This window comes from Streptomyces ureilyticus, assembly GCF_011045025.1.
GTDB classification, from domain to species: domain Bacteria; phylum Actinomycetota; class Actinomycetes; order Streptomycetales; family Streptomycetaceae; genus Streptomyces; species Streptomyces ureilyticus.
The window spans coordinates 1-17,956 of the sequence record NZ_JAAKZX010000087.1 but is presented as its reverse complement, the minus strand read 5'-3'; the positions used below and the strand labels follow the sequence as shown (position 1 = coordinate 17,956).

Sequence of the window (17,956 nt, the reverse complement as noted above, 5' to 3'; positions counted from 1 at the left end):
ATGACCGAGACGCTTGATCCCGAGGACCGCAAGATCGTCACCCTGGCCCGTTCCGCGCGGGCCCGCAACGGTGTCCCCGAGGGGGCGGCCGTACGCGACGAAACCGGCCGTACGTACGTCGCCGGCACCGTCGCCCTGGACTCCCTGCGGCTCAGTGCCCTGCAGACCGCGGTGGCCATGGCCGTGGCGTCGGGCGCGAAGTCGCTGGAGGCGGCCGCGGTGGTGAGCGAGGCGGAGTCCTTGGCGGACGGCGACCTGGCGGCTGTGCGGGACCTTGGCGGGGCCTCGACGCCGGTGCTGCTGGCGGGGGTGGACGGGGTGGTGCGGGTGTCCGCGACGGCTGGGTGAGGGTTCTACCCCAAGCCCACGCCTTTCCGGTGCCCAACGGCCCCGCCCCTGGAGCCCGCTGAGGGCTGCACCAGCCCCCCATCGACCTACGCCGACGTCCGGAACCCGATCGTCGGTACCGCCCGCCGCAGTGGCCAGGGTCTGGCGTCCTCCGGGAGCAGGTCCTCCAGGAAGGCGTACCGTCTGAGCGCGGTCGGGTCCTGGTCGTCGTACGACTGGACGCGGCGCCACCAGGCGGCGATCTCGGTCCAGCCGGGGGCGGAGAGGGAGCCGCCGAACTCCTGGACGGAGAGGGCGGCCGTGAGGCCGGCGAAGGCGAGGCGGTCGGCGAGGGGCCAGCCGGCCAGGGTGCCGGTGACGAAGCCGGCCACGAAGACGTCGCCTGCGCCGGTGGGGTCGAGGGCCTCGACGGCGATGGCGGGGACGTCGGCGGTCTCTCCGGTGCGGCCGTCGACGGCGTACGCACCGTCCGCGCCGAGGGTGACGACGGCGAGCGGTACGCGGTCGGTGAGGGCGCGGGCCGCTTCGCGGGGGCAGCGGGTGCGGGTGTAGCGCATGGCCTCCTCGGCGTTCGGCAGGAAGGCCTCGCAGTGCTCCAGGTCGGGGAGGGCGGCGAGGTCCCAGCGGCCGGTTTCGTCCCAGCCGACGTCGGCGAAGATCCTGGCCCCCTTGCGCGCGGCCTGCGCGATCCAGGGCGCGCGCGTGCCAGGCGTCAGCGAGGCGATGGCGGCACGCGCGCGTGGCGGGCAGTCGGGCGCCGGCTCCTCCGGGGGCGGTTCGTGACCGTGGCTGACCATGGTCCGCTCGCCCTCGTACGCCATGGAGACGGTGACCGAGGAGTGCCAGTGGGGCACCGTGCGGGACGTGGACAGGTCGATGTGCTCGCCGTGCTCCAGGGCGTCCCAGCAGTACTCCCCGTAGTGGTCGTCCCCGAAGGCCGCCGCCAGCGAGGTCTGCAGACCGAGGCGGGCCAGCGCGGTCGCCATGTTGGCGACGCCTCCGGGGCTCGAGCCCATGCCGCGCGCCCAGGACTCGGTGCCGCGTACGGGGGCGGAGTCGAGTCCGGTGAAGATGATGTCGAGGAAGACGGTGCCGGTGAGGTAGACGTCGCAGGGCGGGTCGCCGGGTGTGCGCAGCCCGGCGAGCGGATCGACGTGGGCGTGGCAGTGGTACGGGCCCTCTCCGTGGGGCGTGGTCACGGTGCGCTCCCCTGGGTGGTGCGATTTCCAGCCAGTGTGCACCACACCACTGACAGCCGCCCCGCGGGCAGGTGAGCGGGCACGTCCCGCTCACCTACTCGAAGGCGTACGCCTCCACCTCGGCGAGGTATCGCCCCCGCCGCTCCTCGTCGTGTTCCAGCAGCTCAGTCCGTGGTCGATCCGCTCGGCGCCGAGCACGTCGAGCGCCTCGGTGATGTACGCGGGGGCCCTTCCTCCCCCGCGTGGGCGACCCGGCGCAGCCCGCGCGCGGCGGCGGCCGCGTACACCTCGCGAAACCTCCCCGGCGGATGCCCGACCTCGGCGGAGTCGAGGCCGACGCCGGTGATCCGGTCGAGATACGGCCTCGCGGCGTCCAGGGTCCGCATCGCGGAGTCGGCGGACTCGTCCCGCAGGAAGCACATGATCAACTGGGTGGAGACGCCGTGCACACTCTCGCTCCTGCCAAGCGCCCGCCAGAGCCCTTCCATCACCGTCCCCATGTCGACGCCGCGCGCGAGGTGCGCCTGCGGATCGAAGAAGATCTCCGCGTGCCGCACCCCCTGCGCCGCGGCCCGCGCGAGATAGGCGTCGGCCAGTTCCTCGAAGTCCCGCTCGGTCCGGAGCCCGGCCATCAGCTCGTAGTAGAGATCCAGGAAGGACTGGAGGTCGCTGAACTGGCCGGCCTTGCGGAGCTCCTCCGTATCGGCGTACGGCAGCTCAACGCCGTTGCGCGCGGCGAACGCGAGGGCCTGCTCGGGTTCGAGGGTGCCTTCGATGTGCACGTGGAGTTCGGCTTTGGGGAGAGGTATCCAGGCATCGTACGACCGGCTCACCGGCGTTTCGGAAGGGGCACCCGCAGCAGATCGTGGGCCACCGTCAGCTCCCCCTCGAACCCGGCGGCCCGCGCCTCCCGCTCGAATTCTCCCCCAGACTCCGTCCGGGAGGTGCCCCCAGGGTCGGTGTACCGCTGGCTGAAGTGCGTCAGCACGAGATGCCGTACTCCCGCGTCCCGGGCGACCCCACCCGCCTGACCGGCGGTCAAGTGGCCGTATTCCACGGCGAGTTCGATGTCCGCATCGAGGAAGGTCGACTCGATGACAAGCATGTCGGCCTTCTCCGCGAGCGCGTACACGCCGTCGCACAGCCGGGTGTCCATGACGAACGCGAACCGCTGCCCCCGCCGCACCACGCTCACATCCTCCAGCGCGACGTCGCCCAGCGCCCCCTCCCGCTGGATCCGTCCCACGTCCGGCCCTTTGATGCCGTGCGAGGCGAGCCGCTCGGGCAGCATCCGCCGCCCGTCGGGTTCGACGAGCCGGTAGCCGTACGACTCGACGGGGTGGGCGAGTTTGCGGGCCTCCAAGGTGTACGCCTTCGAGGCCGCGAGTACGCCGTCGGCGGCGACCGGTGCTTCGGTGAGCTGGACGGTCTCGCGGTAGGCGGTGGCGTATCGCAGCCGTTCGAAGAAGCGGCGGCCCGAGCGCGGATAGTGGGCGGTGATCTCGTGCGGCACCCGGTCGAGGTTGATGCGCTGGATCACTCCGGCGAGGCCAAGCGAGTGGTCGCCGTGGAAGTGCGTGACGCAGATCCGGTGCAGGTCATGGGCCGCGACCCCGGCACGCAGCATCTGCCGCTGCGTGCCCTCGCCGGGGTCGAAGAGCAGGCCCTGCCCGTCCCAGCGCAGCAGATAGCCGTTGTGGTTGCGGTGCCGGGTGGGGACCTGGCTGGCGGTGCCGAGGACCACCAATTCGCGTACGGACACGGTGATTTGTCCCGGATTATCCCGGCGGCCACTGCATGCCGCGGCCGCCCAGGACGTGCCCGTGCACATGCCAGACGGTCTGGCCCGCACCGCTTCCGGTGTTGAAGACGATGCGGTAACTGTCCAGCTTCTCGTCGGCCGCGACCTCCCCGGCCTCCCGCACCACGTCGGCGAGGACCGCGGGGTCGGCGGCGGCGAGCGAGGCGGCGTCCCGGTAGTGGGCCTTCGGGATCACCAGGACATGCGTGGGCGCCTGCGGGTTGATGTCCCGGAAGGCAACGGTCGTCTCCGTCTCCCGCACGACGGTCGCCGGCACCTTCCCTGCGACGATCTTGCAGAACAGACAGTCGTCCTGCGGTGCGCCGTCTTCTCGTCCTCTCCGGGGCGCCTCAGCCGGTGTCGAGGGGGCGACCGTGCTCGACCCTTCGGGCCTCCGCGCGCTCTCCCCCTCGACACCGGCGCGCCCCTGCGATTCCTGTGCCATGCGCGGCCTCCTCACGCTGGATGATCGTTACGTCGGCATCGTAGCGACCGGTGGGGGCGGGCAGCGGGTCCACGGCCCGGCCGTAAGCCCCTCGTCATTCACTCCCCGAACTCACCCCCCGGACTCACTCCCCCGGCAAAGGCGGAGCCGTCTTCGCCGGGTTCTCCGAGAGCGCGGCCAGTGCGATGCGGATCGCCTCGTCCAGTTGGGTGTCGCGGCCCGCCGCGTAGTCGTGTGGCGCCTGGACGACCTCGACGTCCGGGTCGACGCCGTGGTTTTCGACGCCCCACTCGTAACCCTCCAGCCAGAACGCGTACTTGGGCTGGGTGACGAGCGTGCCGTCGACGAGGCGGTAGCGGCTGTCGATGCCTACGACGCCGCCCCAGGTGCGCGTACCGACCACCGGGCCGATGCCCAGCGCCTTGATCGCCGCGTTGACGATGTCGCCGTCCGAGCCGGAGAACTCGTTGGCGACGGCGACGACCGGGCCGCGCGGCGCGTCCTCGGGGTAGCTGTACGGGCGCATTCCACGCGGCAGGTCCCAGCCGACGATGCGCCTCGCGAGCTTTTCGACGACGAGCTGGGACGTATGGCCGCCGCGGTTCTCGCGGAGGTCGACGACCAGGCCCTCCTTGGCGACCTCGATCCGCAGGTCGCGGTGGAGCTGCGCCCAGCCGGAGCCGACCATGTCGGGCACGTGGAGGTAGCCGAGCCGGCCCTCGGACTTCTCGTGGACGTACGCGCGCCGGTCGGCGACCCATGCGTGGTAGCGCAGCGGCTCCTCGTCGGAGATGGGGACGACCACGGCGTGGCGTGGATCGCCGCCGCCCGAGGGCGAGATGGTCAGCTCGACCGGTTTTCCGGCCGTACCGACGAGCAGCGGTCCGGGCCCGGTCACCGGGTCGACCGGCCGCCCGGAGACGGCGACAATCGCGTCGCCGGCGCGCACCGCGACGCCGGGCGCGGCGAGCGGTGCCTGTGCGTCCGGGTCCGAGGTCTCCGACGGCAGGATCCGGTCGATACGCCAACTGCCGTCCTCGTGACGGGAGATGTCCGCGCCGAGCAGCCCTTGCCGCTCCCCGCCGCCGAAGCCGCCGCGCGGAGTGACGTACGCATGCGAGGTGCCGAGTTCCCCCTGCACCTCCCACAACAGGTCCACCAGGTCGTCGTGGGTGGCGACGCGGTCGAGCACCGGCCGGTAGCGGTCGAGTACGCCGTTCCAGTCCGCCCCGCCGAGGTCCGGCCGCCAGAAGTTGTCGCGCATGAGGCGGCCGGCCTCGTCGTACATCTGCCGCCACTCGGCGGCCGGGTCGACGCTCTGGCGGACCCGCGACAGGTCGACGGTGATGTTGGTGTCGCTCTCGTCGTCGTTCGAGGCGCGCCGGTCACTCGGTACGACCTTGAGCTTGCTGTCCGTCCACAGCAGGATCCGCTTGCCGTCGCCGGTGACCGCGAAGTGGTCGGCATCCGAGGCGAGATGCTCGATGCGCTGCTGCACGAGGTCGTAGCGCTCGAGGTCCGTCTTCGGGTCCGGGTCGTCCGGGGTGGCGCGGGAGGCGCCGAGTACGCCGCGCACCGGGTGGCGCAGCCACAGCACGCCGTCCTTGGCGGCGCGCAGCTGCGAGTAACGGGCGGCCTCGACCGGGAACGGCACGATGCGGTCGGCGAGTCCGTCCAGGTCGATACGGGTCGTGGGGGCGCCCTCGCTGTCGGGCGTCTCCTCCTTGTCCGGGGCGTCGAAGGGACGGCCGTGCCGCTGCGGCCCGAAGGGGGACGGGGTGGTGGCGGCGAGCGTGATGAGGTGCGGCCGCGAGCCGCCGACGAAGGCCAGGTCGAAGACGTGCTCGTCGTAGACCGGGTCGAAGGAGCGGGCCGACAGGAAGGCCAGGTGCTTGCCGTCCAGCGTGAACGCGGGCGCGTAGTCCCGGAACCGGAGCGGGGTCGCCTCGGTCACCGACAGGTCGGCGGTGTTGGCGAGTTTGAGCTGGCGCAGCGGGCGCGGGCCGGGATGCGACCAGGCGAGCCAGGCCGAGTCGGGCGAGAACACGAGCCCGGAGACGTCGCCGTCCTCGCTGCGGTCGACCTCCCGTACCTCTCCCGTCTCCCGCTCGACGAGCAGCAAGCGTCCGTCGTGCGAGGCCACGGCGGCGCGGCTGCCGTCCGGTGCCATCGAGAGCCCGACCACCCGGCCGAGCTGTCCGGCGGCGAGCCGGCGCGGGGTCGCGCCGGGTGCGGCCCCGGTGGCGGGCGCGAACTCCAGCGCGTCCTCGCCCTCCGCGTCCGTCACCCACACCACGTGCTCCTCGCCGTCCACGCGGAACGTACGCGGCAGCCGGGCCCGTACGCCCTGCTCGGCGGCCAGCGCCCGAGCGGGTCCCGAACGATGGGTGACCCAGTGGACAGCGCCGCGCACGGCGATCGCACTGCCGCGTCCTGTGTGGTCGGGAGCGCCCGCGCCGAACCAGCGGGCCGCGTTCACGGGATGCGGCTGCAGATCGACACGCTGCCCGCCGAGCCGGATGTCCAGCCGCCGCGGCTCGGCCCCGTCCAGGTCGTCGAGGATCCACAGCTCACCGGCGGACGCGTACACGACGCGCGTACCGTCGGTCGCCGCGTGGCGGGCGTAAAAACCGTCAACTGCCGTGTGCCGCCGCAGGTCCGACCCGTCGGCGAGGGAGGAGTACACGGCTCCCACACCCTCGTGATCGGAGAGGAATACGACCCTGTCCCCGACCCACGACGGGTACTCGAGGTTCCCGTCCAGGTCGGCATGCAGCCGTACGAACTCGCCCCCGCCCTCGCGGTCGATCCACAGCTTGCCCGCCGTGCCGCCCCGGTACCGCTTCCACCAGGCGGCCTCGCGGCCCATGGGCGCGGACAGCAGGACGACGCCGCCGCCGGGGCCGTGGGCGGCGCCGCCAACAGGACCGTACGGAAGGGTGGTTGCCGGACCACCGTCGAGCGGTACGGCCCGCGCCCAGCTGCGCCGCAGGCTGGCCTCGCCGTAGGTGCTGAGTGCGAGGACCTGGCCGTCCGGGGTCCAGCCGCGTACCTGGGTCCGCCAACTGCCCCAGTGCGTAAGGCGTTTGGAGGAGCCGCCGTCGATGGGGGCGATGTGCACCTCGGGGGCGCCGTCGCGGGTGGACGTCCAGGCGAGGGTCGTACCGTCCGGGGAGATGCGCGGATGGTTCACGGGGACGTTGTCGGCGCTGACCCGCCAGGCGCGACCGCCGTCGAGGGGCGCGACCCAGACGTCGTCCTCGGCGGTGAAGGTGATCAACTCGCCGTGGAGATGCGGATACCGGAGATACGTCGCGGACGCCGAGGACGTGGCGGACTCCGAGGACGCAGCGGAGGCATGGGATGCAGCGGATGCGGTCTGTGTCACCCGATCACCCTATGCAGCGGTCCTGCCTCCGGCCAGGGCTTTGGATCACTTCGCCGGATGGCAGGAACAGGTGGGGCTGGGGTGCACGGTGACGGTCTTGGTCACGGTGACGGTCACGGTGGGGCGCGGCTGCTCGTGCGGCGGGGTGGTTTCGTGGTCGTCGCCCGGCGGAGTGGAACCGTGGTCGTCGCCGGTCGGCGTCGGTGCAGGGCCTGTGGCGGTAGGAGCGGTAGTGGTCGGAACGGGGGTGGTCTGGTCGGCCGCATCGCAGTTCCCGAGCACATCCGCCCTGAACCACTCCTTGCCGCCGACCTTGGCGGTCAGATCCCCCCGTACGCACTTCCCGTCGACCTCCTGCGTCACCTGCCCCTTGATGCTGATGTCCCGTCCGCCCGTGTCCTCGCCCACACAGTCGACGGTCGCCACACTCCGCGCACTCGACGAACGCCCGGCGGTCCCCTTTTCCCCGTACGAGGCCGTGCAGCTGACCCATCGCACCTCTACACCCTGCCGCTCGAGCTCCCGCGTCCCGACCTGATCGGTGGTGACCGCCACGGCCGCGGAACTCAACCCTTCACCGGGCTCACACGCGACCACCCCGACGACGGCGACCACCGCGAACCCGGCCACGACCGGGCCTCGCCGCCGCCCCTGCAAACCGTGCCGTATGCACCTCAATGCCCCCATGGGCGGCATGGTGCCACTGCGACGGGGGCTGCGGTAGACCGCATGCGGCCATGCTGGACCCGTACTCAGGCCGTACGGGAGCGGAGCCGGCGCAGCATCCGTGCGTCCTCGAAACCGACTGAGCGGGCGGCGGCGTCGATCGTCGCTCCGTGGCTGATGAAGTGCTGGGCGCGTTCGAGGCGGAGGGTTTGCTGGTAGCGCAGGGGGGTGACGCCGGTGGCTCGGGTGAAGAGGCGGGTGAGGGTGCGTTCGCTGACGCCGACTGCCGTGGCGAGGGTGGCGAGCGGAAGGGGTTCGTCGAAGCGGGCGTCGATGAGGTCCTGGGCGCGGTGGACGGTGTCGTCGAGGTGGGAGCGGTGCCGGAGCATCGCGCTGGACTGCGGCTCGTGGCCGTTGCGGCGGGCGTAGACGACCATGTTCCGGGCCACTTGGGCGGCGACGGCCGGGCCGTGCCGGGTCGCGACCAGGTGCAGGGCGAGATCGATGCCGCTGGCGATACCGGCCGAGGTGATCACGCGGTCGTCGGCGGTGAACAGGACGTCGCGGGCGATCACCGCCTTGGGGTGGCGCCGGGCCAACTCGTCCTGCACGTCGTGGTGGGTGGTGCAGCGGCGGCCGTCGAGCAGGCCGGCCCGGCCGAGCGCGTCGGCTCCGGCGCAGACGCTGGCCACCGTCCCGCCCCTGGCGTGGTGGTCCCGGAGGACCTGCAAGGAGGCGGCGCCGATGGCGGGGGCGTCGGCCAGGGTGACGCACCGCCAGCCGGGCACCACGATCAGATCCTCGGGACCGAGTTCGGGCCAGTCGAGCGCCGCCACCAGCGGCAGCCCTTGGGCGGTGGGGACCTGGGGCTGCTCGGCGACGTAGGTGAGTGTGTAGGGGTGCCCGAAGTCGGCGGCCGTGGAGAAGACCTGCGCGGGGCCGGCCAGGTCCAGCAAGTGGACTCCGGGCACCAGGAAGAAGACGACGTGGCTCACGATTCGGTCATCATGCCTGACGTTCTGCCGCTGCTTCCAGCTGGTCGACGGTCGCGATGGTGGCGAAGCGTCCGGCGAGGGCGTACTCGGTGCGCCTGATGACCTCTTCGGCAGACAGCGTGCGGGGGTCGGCCAGCAGCTCGGCGACGCTCTGGCCGGCGGGAGCGTCGCGGTGCGCGATGGGGTTGGTCGCGGTCGCGTCGGTGACGAAGGTGACCTGGTAGCCGAGGTCGGAGGCGAGGCGGGTGGTGGTCTCCGCGCACTGCTCGGTGCGGATGCCGCAGACGGTGAGTTCGCTGATGCCGCGCTCGGTGAGGAGTTGCTGCAGGTTGGTGGTGGTGAAGGCGTTGTGCGAGGTCTTCTGGAGCAGCGGCTCCCCGTCCGCTCGCTCCAGCTCCTCCATCAGCCGGACATGGCCGAGGGCCGGGTCGAAGACATCGCCGGTGCCGGGCGTGGTGTGCAGTACCCACACCACCAGGTCCCCGGCCTGCCGGGCGAGCCGGACCAGGCGGTTCACCTGGTCGGCGATCTTGGGGTCGGAGATGGTCGCCCACAGCGGGTGGGCACGGAAGGACTCCTGGACATCGATGACGATCAGTGCTCGGGTCATGTCCTTGAGTCTGGGCCGCGGGGGCATGGCGGAGACAGGCCGCATCGGGTCCGGGAGCGGACCGATCTGGTCATCGGTGGTCAGGTGGGTGAGCAACCAGTCGGGTTCGCGCCGTGTGAAGGCCAACTTTCTTGCTCTGACTGACGGTCAGAGGTTAAAGTCCGCGGGCACACATCGGGGGATCACGACAGTGGGGGACATGGCAGACAATATCGGCGCGCGCCCGAAGGGCGTGGGCGCGTGGGGGCAGGCCGTTGCGGCCCTGGTTCTGGTGGGGGCACTCGCTCTGTGGATGTTCGGGGAGGCGTCGTCCTCAGCCAGTGACCCGTCGCCTGCGGCGTGCTCGGGCGGGGAGTCCGAGAAGCCGTCCCGGCACATCTCCGGGATGCAGCTGTGTGAGGCGCTGAACCGTCCGGATCTCGCTGAACTGCTGGGCACGCCAGGGGAAATCGCGCAGACCGCCAGCGACAGCGACGGCTCACTCGAGCTTGCCGGCGGCAAGGAGATCGCCACTCCGTCCGCCCGGGTCGAGTTCGAGACCTACACCGTGACTTTGTCGGCCACGTACGACCGCCTTCCGGTGGCCGGGTCCGCTGAACTTCTGGGGGACAGCGCGCGGCAGATGGGGGCACCTCCGGCTCATGGGGGTCCCCCCGCTCGAGCGAAGCCGACAGTGGGGGAGAAGCCGAGAGTGGGGGAGGTTCTTGGCCGCCCTGCGGTCTTCTACTCGGATCGCACCATCAGCATCAACTTCCGCATCGACGGGAGCGACGCCAACAGCGGTCCCGGCGTTCCGGCCCGCGCCCTCACCGTCGCGCAGGACGAAAAGGACAGCGGCGGCTCCTTCGACGTGACCCTGTGGCGCGCGGACGGCGAGGTGCCGGACGACGCGGTGCTGCTCCGCGTCGCCGAAAAGGTGCTGCCGACCGTACCGGGGTGGCCAGTAGCCTCGTAGCCATGGACGCGTTCTTACCGTTCCTGATCCTGGCCGGCGGCCTTGCCGCACTGCTGGGCTTCTTTACGTGGCTGGCAGCACGCATTCGCCGCCGGGGCCTCGCAGGCGGGGCTGGCCATGAGCGCGGCCCTGGCCTCCTACGAGGAGGCGTTCCGCATCACGGCTCACGCATCTCACGTTGAGATCCGAGCCCAAGCAGAACGCAAGGCGCCGCTCCTGTCGCCTGATGACCACTGGAGGCGTGGCGCCGGCGAAGCAGGCCAGGTGGGTGCGGAAGGTCGTCGACCGACGCGGCCGCGCCTCCACCGCTCACGACGGCGCCTTGGCCGCTGGGTCGATCGCCTGAGGCCCGGTCGCTGATCCATGGACACCGTGTGGATCGTGGTCAAGGGCTTGCTGGGCATGGCTCTTCGGTTCTTGGTCGCCTTTGCGGCCATCTACGTTCTGACGCACCCGTGGCTGAGCGGATGGGACGCATGGATTTCCGTGGTGTGGACGGTGTGCTGGGTGGCCGGAATCCTTGCCCTCCAGATGGTGGTGCACCGGCTGCTCGGGGCCTCGTCGAGCCTGGTGACGGTGGGCCGGTCTCGGCCGTCTCGTGACCTCCAGGAGAGGTTGGCGGATGGGGAGGAGTTGAAGCTGGTCTTCTCCGCGCGTCGGGCGGCAGGACGTCTGCCGTACTTCATGCTGAACGGCGAAGTCATCGTCGTTGTGACGGATCGCAGAGTCACGGTGTTCGCCCGCTCCGCAATCACCGGTAAACCCGGAGCGCAGTGGTGGACCGGCGAACAGGTCGACGTCTCGGCCAAAGACGGTCGGCTGGAACTGTCCACAAGCGGGGGCGAGAAGATGCTGCTGGTCACAGCAGCCGCCTATCGGGCCGACGTGGAGTATTGGGTACCTCGATTGCGTCCCGAGGCACCGTAGTCGGGGCGGCTCATTCAGAGTCGCCCTCGACGCACTGCACGACGTTGTCCAACTCGTCGGCCCATGGGTGACGGAATGGACGACATCGCGTCGCGGTCACGACCACCGTCCCGTGCGCCCCAGCAGCAGTGCCGTCGCCGCCGTGCCCGCCGTCGACGTACGCAGGACACTGCGCCCCAGCCGGTACGCTCCCGCCCCCGCATCGGCGAAAGCCGCCAACTCCTCCGGAGACACGCCCCCTTCAGGCCCCACCACGAGCACGATCGAGCCGGAGGCGGGGAGTTCGGCGGTGGCGAGGGGCTCGCTCGGGTGGGAGCGGTCCTCGTGGAGGACCGCCGCGAAGTCCGCTGTGGTGAGGAATGCGGCGACCTGCTTCGTCGTCATCGGGTCCGTGATGTGGGGGAAGCGGACCCGGCGTGACTGTTTGCCCGCCTCCCTCGCCGTCGCCCGCCACTTGGCGAGGGATTTGAGGCCCCGCTCGCCCTTCCACTGCGTGATGCAGCGGGCGGCGGACCAGGGGACGATCTCGTCGACGCCCGTCTCCGTCATCGTCTCGACGGCGAGTTCGCCCCGGTCGCCCTTCGGAAGGGCCTGGACGACGGTGATACGGGGCGTCGGCTCCGGCTCTTCGTGGACCTCGTGGAGTTCTGCGACCACCAGCCGGTCCTTGCCCTCGGCGGCCTTCACCATGCCCTCCGTCCAGCGTCCGCAGCCGTCCGTCAGGACCACGTCCTCGCCCGGCCGGAGCCGTTTCACGGACACGGCGTGCCGCCCCTCGGGGCCGTCGAGGACGAACTCCGGGCCCGTCGGCACCGCGTCCACCACGAACACCGGCGCGGTCATCAGCCGGCACTCCCGCCGGGCAGCGCCGCAAGGGCCGCCTTCGCCTCGGCGATCTCGTCCGCGAGCACCTCGACCAGCTGCTGCGCCGGCAGATCGCGGGCGAGCCGGTGCCCCTGCCCCGCCCACAGCGCCATCCCCTGCGCGTCCCCCGCCTTGGCCGCCGCCTTGCGCAGACCGGAGGTGAGGTGGTGGATCTGGGGGTACGCGGCGGGGGCGTACGGGCCGTGCTCGCGCAGGAAGCGGTTCACCAGGCCGCGGGCCGGGCGGCCGGAGAAGGCGCGGGTCAGCTCCGTACGTACGAAGAGGGGGTTGGTGAGCGCCTGCTTGTGCAGGGCGTTCGCGCCGGACTCGTGGGTGGCGAGGAAGGCCGTACCGAGCTGGGCGGCGGTGGCGCCCGCGGCGAGCGCGCCGACGATCTGGCCGCCGCGCATGATGCCGCCGGCCGCGACGATCGGGATCTGCACGGCCTCGCGGACCTGTGCGATCAGGGAGAGCAGTCCGATGCCGGCGCCGTCCGTCTCGGGGTTGTCGCGGTGGGTGCCCTGGTGGCCGCCCGCCTCGACACCCTGCACGATCACCGCGTCGGCGCCCGCCCGCTGCACGGCCTGCGCCTCCTCGACGGTGGTCGCGGTGACCATGGTGAACGTGCCGGCGCGGGCGAGGGAGTCCAGGACCTCGCGCGTGGGGCAGCCGAAGTGGAAGGAGACGATCGGCACCGGGTTGTCGAGGAGTACGGCGAGTTTGGCGTCGTAGCCGTCGTCACGTCCGCTGTCGGGATCGCCCAGCTTGGTCTCGTACCAGGCGGACTCGCCGGCCAGCTGGTTGGCGTAGACCTCGACGGTGGCGGGGTCTGCGTACTCGGGCTGCGGCATGAAGAGGTTCACGCCGAAAGGCCGGTTCGTCGCCCCGCGCAGCTGCTTGATCTCCTGGTACATGCCGTCGGCCGTTTTGTAGCCGGCGGCGAGAAAACCGAGCCCCCCTGCCCCGGACACGGCCGCGGCGAGCTGCGGCACGGAGACGCCGCCCGCCATCGGGGCCTGCACGATCGGAAGAGGGAAAAGATCGGTCAGTGCGGAGGACATGACGGCATGTTGTCACGTCCCTCCAAGAGGACCGAATCCGGCCTTCCAGCTGGCATACGCCACGGGAATGGGCGCCGGTCAGCGCCCATGACGAAGGCCTCTGGGCACGAGAACAAGCCGCACTCAGAGGCCTCCGGAGACATGCTTCAGCCGCGAGAAAGACACGCCCTCAGCGACCGTTGAAGGCATCCTTCAGCCGCGAGAACAGACCCTGCTGCCCAGGCTGACTGTGCTCACCCGGGGGCCGCTGCATCCCATTGCCGCTGCGCGGCGGGCCGGACCCCCGGCCGACCAGTCCGCCCACCGTCAGCGCCCGTTGAACGCGTCCTTAAGGCGCGAGAAGAGCCCTTGCTGCCCAGGCTGGAACTGCCCCGTAGGCCGTTCCTCCCCCCGCAGCTTCGCCAGCTCGCGCAGCAGCCGCTCCTGCTCCACGTCGAGCTTGCTCGGAGTCTGGACCTCGACGTGCACGATGAGGTCGCCGCGACCGCCGCCGCGCAGATGCGTGACACCGCGGCCGTGCAGCGGGATCGACTGGCCGGACTGGGTGCCGGGGCGGATGTCGATCTCCTCCATGCCGTCGAGCGTCTCCAGCGGGACCTTCGTGCCGAGCGACGCCGCGGTCATCGGGAGGGTGACCGTGCAGTGCAGATCGTCGCCGCGGCGCTGGAAGGCGGGGTGCGGGACCTCGTGGATCTCGACGTAGAGGTCACCGGCGGGTCCGCCGCCGGGGCCGACCTCGCCCTCTCCGGCGAGCTGGATCCGCGTGCCGTTGTCGACACCGGCCGGGATCTTCACGGTCAGGGTCCGGCGGGAGCGTACGCGTCCGTCGCCCGCGCACTCCGGGCACGGGTTCGGTACGACCGTGCCGAAGCCCTGGCACTGCGGGCAGGGCCGGGACGTCATGACCTGGCCGAGGAAGGACCGCGTGACCTGCGAGACCTCACCGCGGCCACGGCACATGTCACACGTCTGCGCTGAGGTACCCGGAGCCGCGCCCTCGCCGCTGCACGTGGTGCAGACGATGGCCGTGTCGACCTGGATGTCCTTCGTCGTCCCGAAGGCCGCCTCGTCGAGCTCGACGTCCAGACGGATCATCGCGTCCTGGCCGCGCCGGGTGCGCGAGCGCGGGCCCCGCTGGGACGCCGTACCGAAGAACGCGTCCATGATGTCCGAGAAGTTCCCGAAGCCGCCCGCGCCGAAGCCGCCCGGGCCGCCGCCGGCCGCCTGGGACAACGGGTCGCCGCCGAGGTCGTAGACCTGCTTCTTCTGCGGGTCCGACAACACCTCGTACGCGGCGTTGATCTCCTTGAACCGCTCCTGCGTCTTCGGATCGGGATTGACGTCCGGATGCAGCTCGCGTGCGAGTCTCCGGAAAGCCTTCTTGATCTCGTCCTGTGACGCATCGCGGCGCACGCCGAGTACGGCGTAGTAGTCCGTGGCCACTTACGACTCCGCCAGGATCTGTCCGACGTACCGTGCCACCGCTCGTACCGCTCCCATCGTTCCCGGGTAATCCATGCGGGTCGGTCCGACCACGCCGAGTTTGGCTACTGCCTCGCCGCCCGAACCGTAACCGACAGAGACGACCGACGTGGAGTTGAGTCCCTCATAGGCGTTCTCATGACCGATCCGCACCGTCATGCCCGAATCGCTTGCCTCACCAAGGAGTTTGAGCAGGACGACCTGCTCCTCCAATGCTTCCAGAACGGGCCGGATCGTGAGGGGAAAGTCATGTCCGAAGCGGGTGAGATTGGCGGTGCCGCCGATCATCAGCCGCTCCTCGGTCTCCTCGACGAGCGTCTCCAGCAGAGTGGAGAGCACCGTCGAGACCGTGCCGCGGTCCTCGGCCTCGAAGGCCTCCGGCAGGTCCTGCACCAGCTGCGGGACGTCCGCGAAACGGCGTCCCGCGACCCGGCTGTTGAGCCGCGCGCGCAGATCCGCCAGAGACGTCTCCCCGAACGGCGCCGGGCAGTCGACCATGCGCTGCTCGACCCGTCCGGTGTCCGTGATCAGTACGAGCATGACGCGGGCCGGAGCCAGCGACAGCAGCTCCACGTGCCGCACCGTCGAGCGCGTCAGCGAGGGGTACTGCACCACGGCGACCTGCCGGGTGAGCTGCGCCAGCAGCCGTACGGTCCGGCCCACCACGTCGTCCAGATCGACGGCGCCGTCGAGGAAATTCTGGATCGCCCGTCGCTCGGGCGCCGTCATCGGCTTGACGCCCGCGAGCTTGTCGACGAAGAGGCGGTAGCCCTTGTCCGTGGGGATGCGTCCGGCGCTGGTGTGCGGCTGCGCGATGTAGCCCTCGTCCTCCAGCGCCGCCATGTCGTTGCGCACCGTCGCCGGGGAGACCCCGAGGCTGTGCCGCTCGGTGAGCGCCTTGGAACCCACCGGCTCTTCCGTGCCCACGTAGTCCTGGACGATGGCGCGAAGCACTTCGAGCCTGCGTTCACTGAGCATCGCGCACACCTCCAGCTGGTCTCCCGTGTTCTTCGCTTGGCACTCAGCGCGCACGAGTGCCAGCATCCCGGCTCAAGTGTACGGCCGTCGGGTACGGCCCCGGCAAGGGCGGACCTGAGCCGCTGATCCGAGGTGTACGGGCATGTCCTGCTCTGTCGGGGACATACAGCTAGCGTCGTTGCATGACGGTGACTTGGGAAGAGTCCGCGCGATGCTGAACACGGTCTGGGCGGAGGCGGGGTGGGAGGAGCTGGCACCCGGGGTCGGGCGGTGCCGTCTTCCCGTGTGGGACTGCACGGTCGGTCTTGTCGTGGGCGAGGGTGCGGCGCTCATGATCGACGCGGGGTCGAGTGTGCGGGAGGGCGTACGGCTGCGTACGGAGGCGCAAGGGCTCCTCGGGGGTGGCAGGGTGACCCATCTCGCGCTCACGCACCCGCACTTCGACCATGTCCTCGGGACGGCGGCCTTCGCGGGGGTCGAGGTCTTCGGGGCGGTGGGCGTGGACCGGGTACTCGTCCACGACCGCGACGAGCTGCGCGCGGACGCCGTACGCAACGGCGCCGATCCGCGCGAGGCGGCCGAAGCGGCGGATCTCCTCGTCCGGCCGCGGCACCTGGTGTCCGGCGAGTGGACCCTGGACCTGGGCGGCGGGCGACAGGTCCTGCTGGCGAACGTGGGGCCTGGTCATACGCCTCACGATCTGGCGGTGCTGGTTCCCGCCGGGCACGGCAGGCACGGCTTGGCTGGCACCGCCGGCAGCCCTGGCAGGCCCGGATCCCCCGGCAGGCCTGGTGCGGCCCCCTCCGCCGAGGCTTCCGAGGCCCCCGAGGTCGTCTTCTGCGGCGACCTGGTCGAGGAGTCCGGCGAACCTCAGGCCGGCCCCGACGCCGTACCGTCCCACTGGCCCGCGGCCCTGGACCGGCTGCTGGCCCTGGGCGGCGAGGACGCGGTGTACGTCCCGGGGCACGGCACCGCGGTGGACGCGGCCTTCGTCCGGGCACAACGGGACGCGCTGGCAAGGCGTTTCGCTGTGTCGTGAAGGTCGTGGTCATATCGGTATCGTCTGCCGAATGCGCCAGTACTCACCGGACCTGACTCCTCCCTGGAAGAAGCGCGGGCCCGTACCGGAGGTCCCGGCCGAGCCCGGCCTGGTCGTCGAGGAGCCCGGCACCGGCTTCTGCGGCGCCGTGATCCGCTGCGAGGCGGCCACGGTCACGCTGGAGGACCGCTTCGGCAAGCACCGGGTGTTCCCGCTCGAGCCGCGCGGGTTCCTGCTGGAGGGCCGGGTGGTGACGCTCGTACGTCCGTCGTCGGCGCCGGTACGTCCCACGCGTACGGCATCCGGCTCGGTGGCCGTCCCCGGCGCCCGCGCCCGTGTGGCCCGTGCCGGACGCATCTACGTGGAGGGGCGCCACGACGCGGAACTGGTCGAAAAGGTGTGGGGCGACGACCTACGCATCGAGGGCGTAGTCGTGGAATACCTGGAGGGCATCGACGACCTCCCGTCGATCGTGGCCGAATTCGCCCCCGGCCCCGATGCCCGCCTGGGCGTCCTGGTCGACCACCTGGTGCCCGGCAGCAAGGAGTCGCGTATCGCGGAGGCGGTGACAAGTGAATACGCGCTGGTCGTCGGCCATCCGTACATCGACGTCTGGGAGGCCGTGAAGCCGGCGTCCGTGGGCATCGCGGGATGGCCCCGGGTCCCCCGCGGACAGGACTGGAAGACGGGCGTGTGCCGGGCGCTTGGGTGGCCGGAGAACACGGGCGCGGCGTGGGAACGGATCCTTGGCTCGGTGCGCTCTTACAAGGACCTGGAACCGGAACTTCTGGGCTCGGTGGAGCACCTGATCGACTTCGTCACGGCGCCGGAGTGACGGCTGCGTGCAGCGGGATTCGCCCCCGCCGCCCTTACCCGTCCCATACCAAGGGGCTCCGCCCCTGGACCCCGCTGGGGCTGCGCCCCAGACCCCGCTATCGGCCTGGCGGCCTCGTCCTCAAACTCCCCCAGCTACCGCTGGGAGGTGCCCCCAGACGGGCTGATTGATACGGGCCTGCGCTGCGAAGTTCCGCCAGGGCAGCCGAACCGACCTCAGTCTCGGAAGTCAGCTCAGGGACGCGCAAATTCAGCCCCTCCGGCGTTTGCGAACTCAGCCCCTTGGGGGTCTCCCCCCAGCGGTAGCTGGGGGGAGTTTGAGGAGCGGGGGTCCGGGGGCTGGCCCCCGAACGGGGTCCGGGGC

At 71.1% G+C, this 17,956-nt stretch carries 16 protein-coding genes and 1 pseudogene; 5 read left to right on the top strand and 12 right to left on the bottom strand.

Translation table 11 applies throughout. From position 1 onward, the window contains the following. A complete protein-coding gene (locus G6048_RS25300) occupies positions 1-348 on the top strand; it encodes a cytidine/deoxycytidylate deaminase family protein (RefSeq protein ID WP_165341883.1) in 348 nt (115 codons plus the stop codon). 86 nt (positions 349-434) lie between these two features. Here the strand turns inward: G6048_RS25300 and G6048_RS25295 are convergent, their stop codons facing one another. The 8 genes and pseudogenes from G6048_RS25295 to G6048_RS25260 form a co-directional block, all read right to left on the bottom strand. Further along, positions 435-1,547, bottom strand: coding sequence for a carbohydrate kinase family protein (locus G6048_RS25295; RefSeq protein ID WP_165341882.1), 1,113 nt, complete (start codon positions 1,545-1,547; stop codon positions 435-437). Between the two features lie 159 nt (positions 1,548-1,706). Then, a pseudogene (gene add, locus G6048_RS25290) lies at positions 1,707-2,356 on the bottom strand (adenosine deaminase); the annotation flags it as partial. Between the two features lie 20 nt (positions 2,357-2,376). After that, positions 2,377-3,309, bottom strand: a complete 933-nt coding sequence (locus G6048_RS25285; RefSeq protein WP_165341881.1) for a ribonuclease Z — start codon at positions 3,307-3,309, stop codon at positions 2,377-2,379. A gap of 16 nt (positions 3,310-3,325) precedes the next feature. Beyond that, entirely contained in the window at positions 3,326-3,652 is a 327-nt protein-coding gene (locus G6048_RS25280; RefSeq protein ID WP_235990290.1) for a histidine triad nucleotide-binding protein, read from the bottom strand. Positions 3,653-3,917: 265 nt separating this feature from the next. Beyond that, positions 3,918-7,073 (bottom strand): S41 family peptidase, encoded by a 3,156-nt coding sequence (locus G6048_RS25275; protein ID WP_165341901.1) that lies wholly within the window; start codon positions 7,071-7,073, stop codon positions 3,918-3,920. A 153-nt stretch (positions 7,074-7,226) separates the two neighbouring features. Next, positions 7,227-7,868 (bottom strand): hypothetical protein, encoded by a 642-nt coding sequence (locus tag G6048_RS25270; RefSeq protein ID WP_235990284.1) that lies wholly within the window; start codon positions 7,866-7,868, stop codon positions 7,227-7,229. Positions 7,869-7,933: 65 nt separating this feature from the next. Then, on the bottom strand, positions 7,934-8,842 hold the full coding sequence (locus G6048_RS25265; RefSeq protein WP_165341879.1) for a GlxA family transcriptional regulator: 909 nt from the start codon (positions 8,840-8,842) through the stop codon (positions 7,934-7,936). Positions 8,843-8,852: 10 nt separating this feature from the next. Next, the gene (locus tag G6048_RS25260) at positions 8,853-9,452 is read right to left on the bottom strand and encodes an isochorismatase family protein (protein WP_165341878.1); all 600 of its coding nucleotides are present in this window, start codon (positions 9,450-9,452) and stop codon (positions 8,853-8,855) included. A 199-nt stretch (positions 9,453-9,651) separates the two neighbouring features. Here G6048_RS25260 and G6048_RS25255 point away from each other — a divergent pair, with 199 nt between their 5' ends. Beyond that, positions 9,652-10,407: a DUF6215 domain-containing protein gene (locus G6048_RS25255; protein WP_165341877.1), complete on the top strand. Its 756-nt coding sequence runs from the start codon at positions 9,652-9,654 to the stop codon at positions 10,405-10,407. A 372-nt stretch (positions 10,408-10,779) separates the two neighbouring features. Further along, entirely contained in the window at positions 10,780-11,334 is a 555-nt protein-coding gene (locus G6048_RS25245; protein WP_165341876.1) for a hypothetical protein, read from the top strand. Between the two features lie 96 nt (positions 11,335-11,430). On the opposite strand, the gene G6048_RS25240 is transcribed toward G6048_RS25245, so the two are convergent. From G6048_RS25240 to hrcA, 4 genes are all read right to left on the bottom strand, one after another. Continuing rightward, complete coding sequence (locus G6048_RS25240; protein WP_165341875.1) at positions 11,431-12,177, bottom strand: 16S rRNA (uracil(1498)-N(3))-methyltransferase; 747 nt, start codon at positions 12,175-12,177, stop codon at positions 11,431-11,433. Continuing rightward, the gene (locus tag G6048_RS25235) at positions 12,177-13,259 is read right to left on the bottom strand and encodes a nitronate monooxygenase (protein ID WP_165341874.1); all 1,083 of its coding nucleotides are present in this window, start codon (positions 13,257-13,259) and stop codon (positions 12,177-12,179) included. The genes G6048_RS25240 and G6048_RS25235 overlap by 1 nt, the downstream gene beginning before the upstream one ends. A gap of 306 nt (positions 13,260-13,565) precedes the next feature. Further along, positions 13,566-14,702, bottom strand: coding sequence for a molecular chaperone DnaJ (dnaJ, locus tag G6048_RS25230; protein ID WP_165341873.1), 1,137 nt, complete (start codon positions 14,700-14,702; stop codon positions 13,566-13,568). After that, complete coding sequence (gene hrcA / locus G6048_RS25225; protein WP_165341899.1) at positions 14,703-15,719, bottom strand: heat-inducible transcriptional repressor HrcA; 1,017 nt, start codon at positions 15,717-15,719, stop codon at positions 14,703-14,705. Positions 15,720-15,933: 214 nt separating this feature from the next. Between hrcA and G6048_RS25220 the strand changes: the two genes are divergently transcribed. Continuing rightward, on the top strand, positions 15,934-16,758 hold the full coding sequence (locus tag G6048_RS25220; RefSeq protein ID WP_165341898.1) for an MBL fold metallo-hydrolase: 825 nt from the start codon (positions 15,934-15,936) through the stop codon (positions 16,756-16,758). Between the two features lie 31 nt (positions 16,759-16,789). Further along, positions 16,790-17,593, top strand: coding sequence for a DUF3097 domain-containing protein (locus G6048_RS25215; protein ID WP_165341872.1), 804 nt, complete (start codon positions 16,790-16,792; stop codon positions 17,591-17,593). The last annotated feature ends 363 nt before the right edge of the window (positions 17,594-17,956 follow it).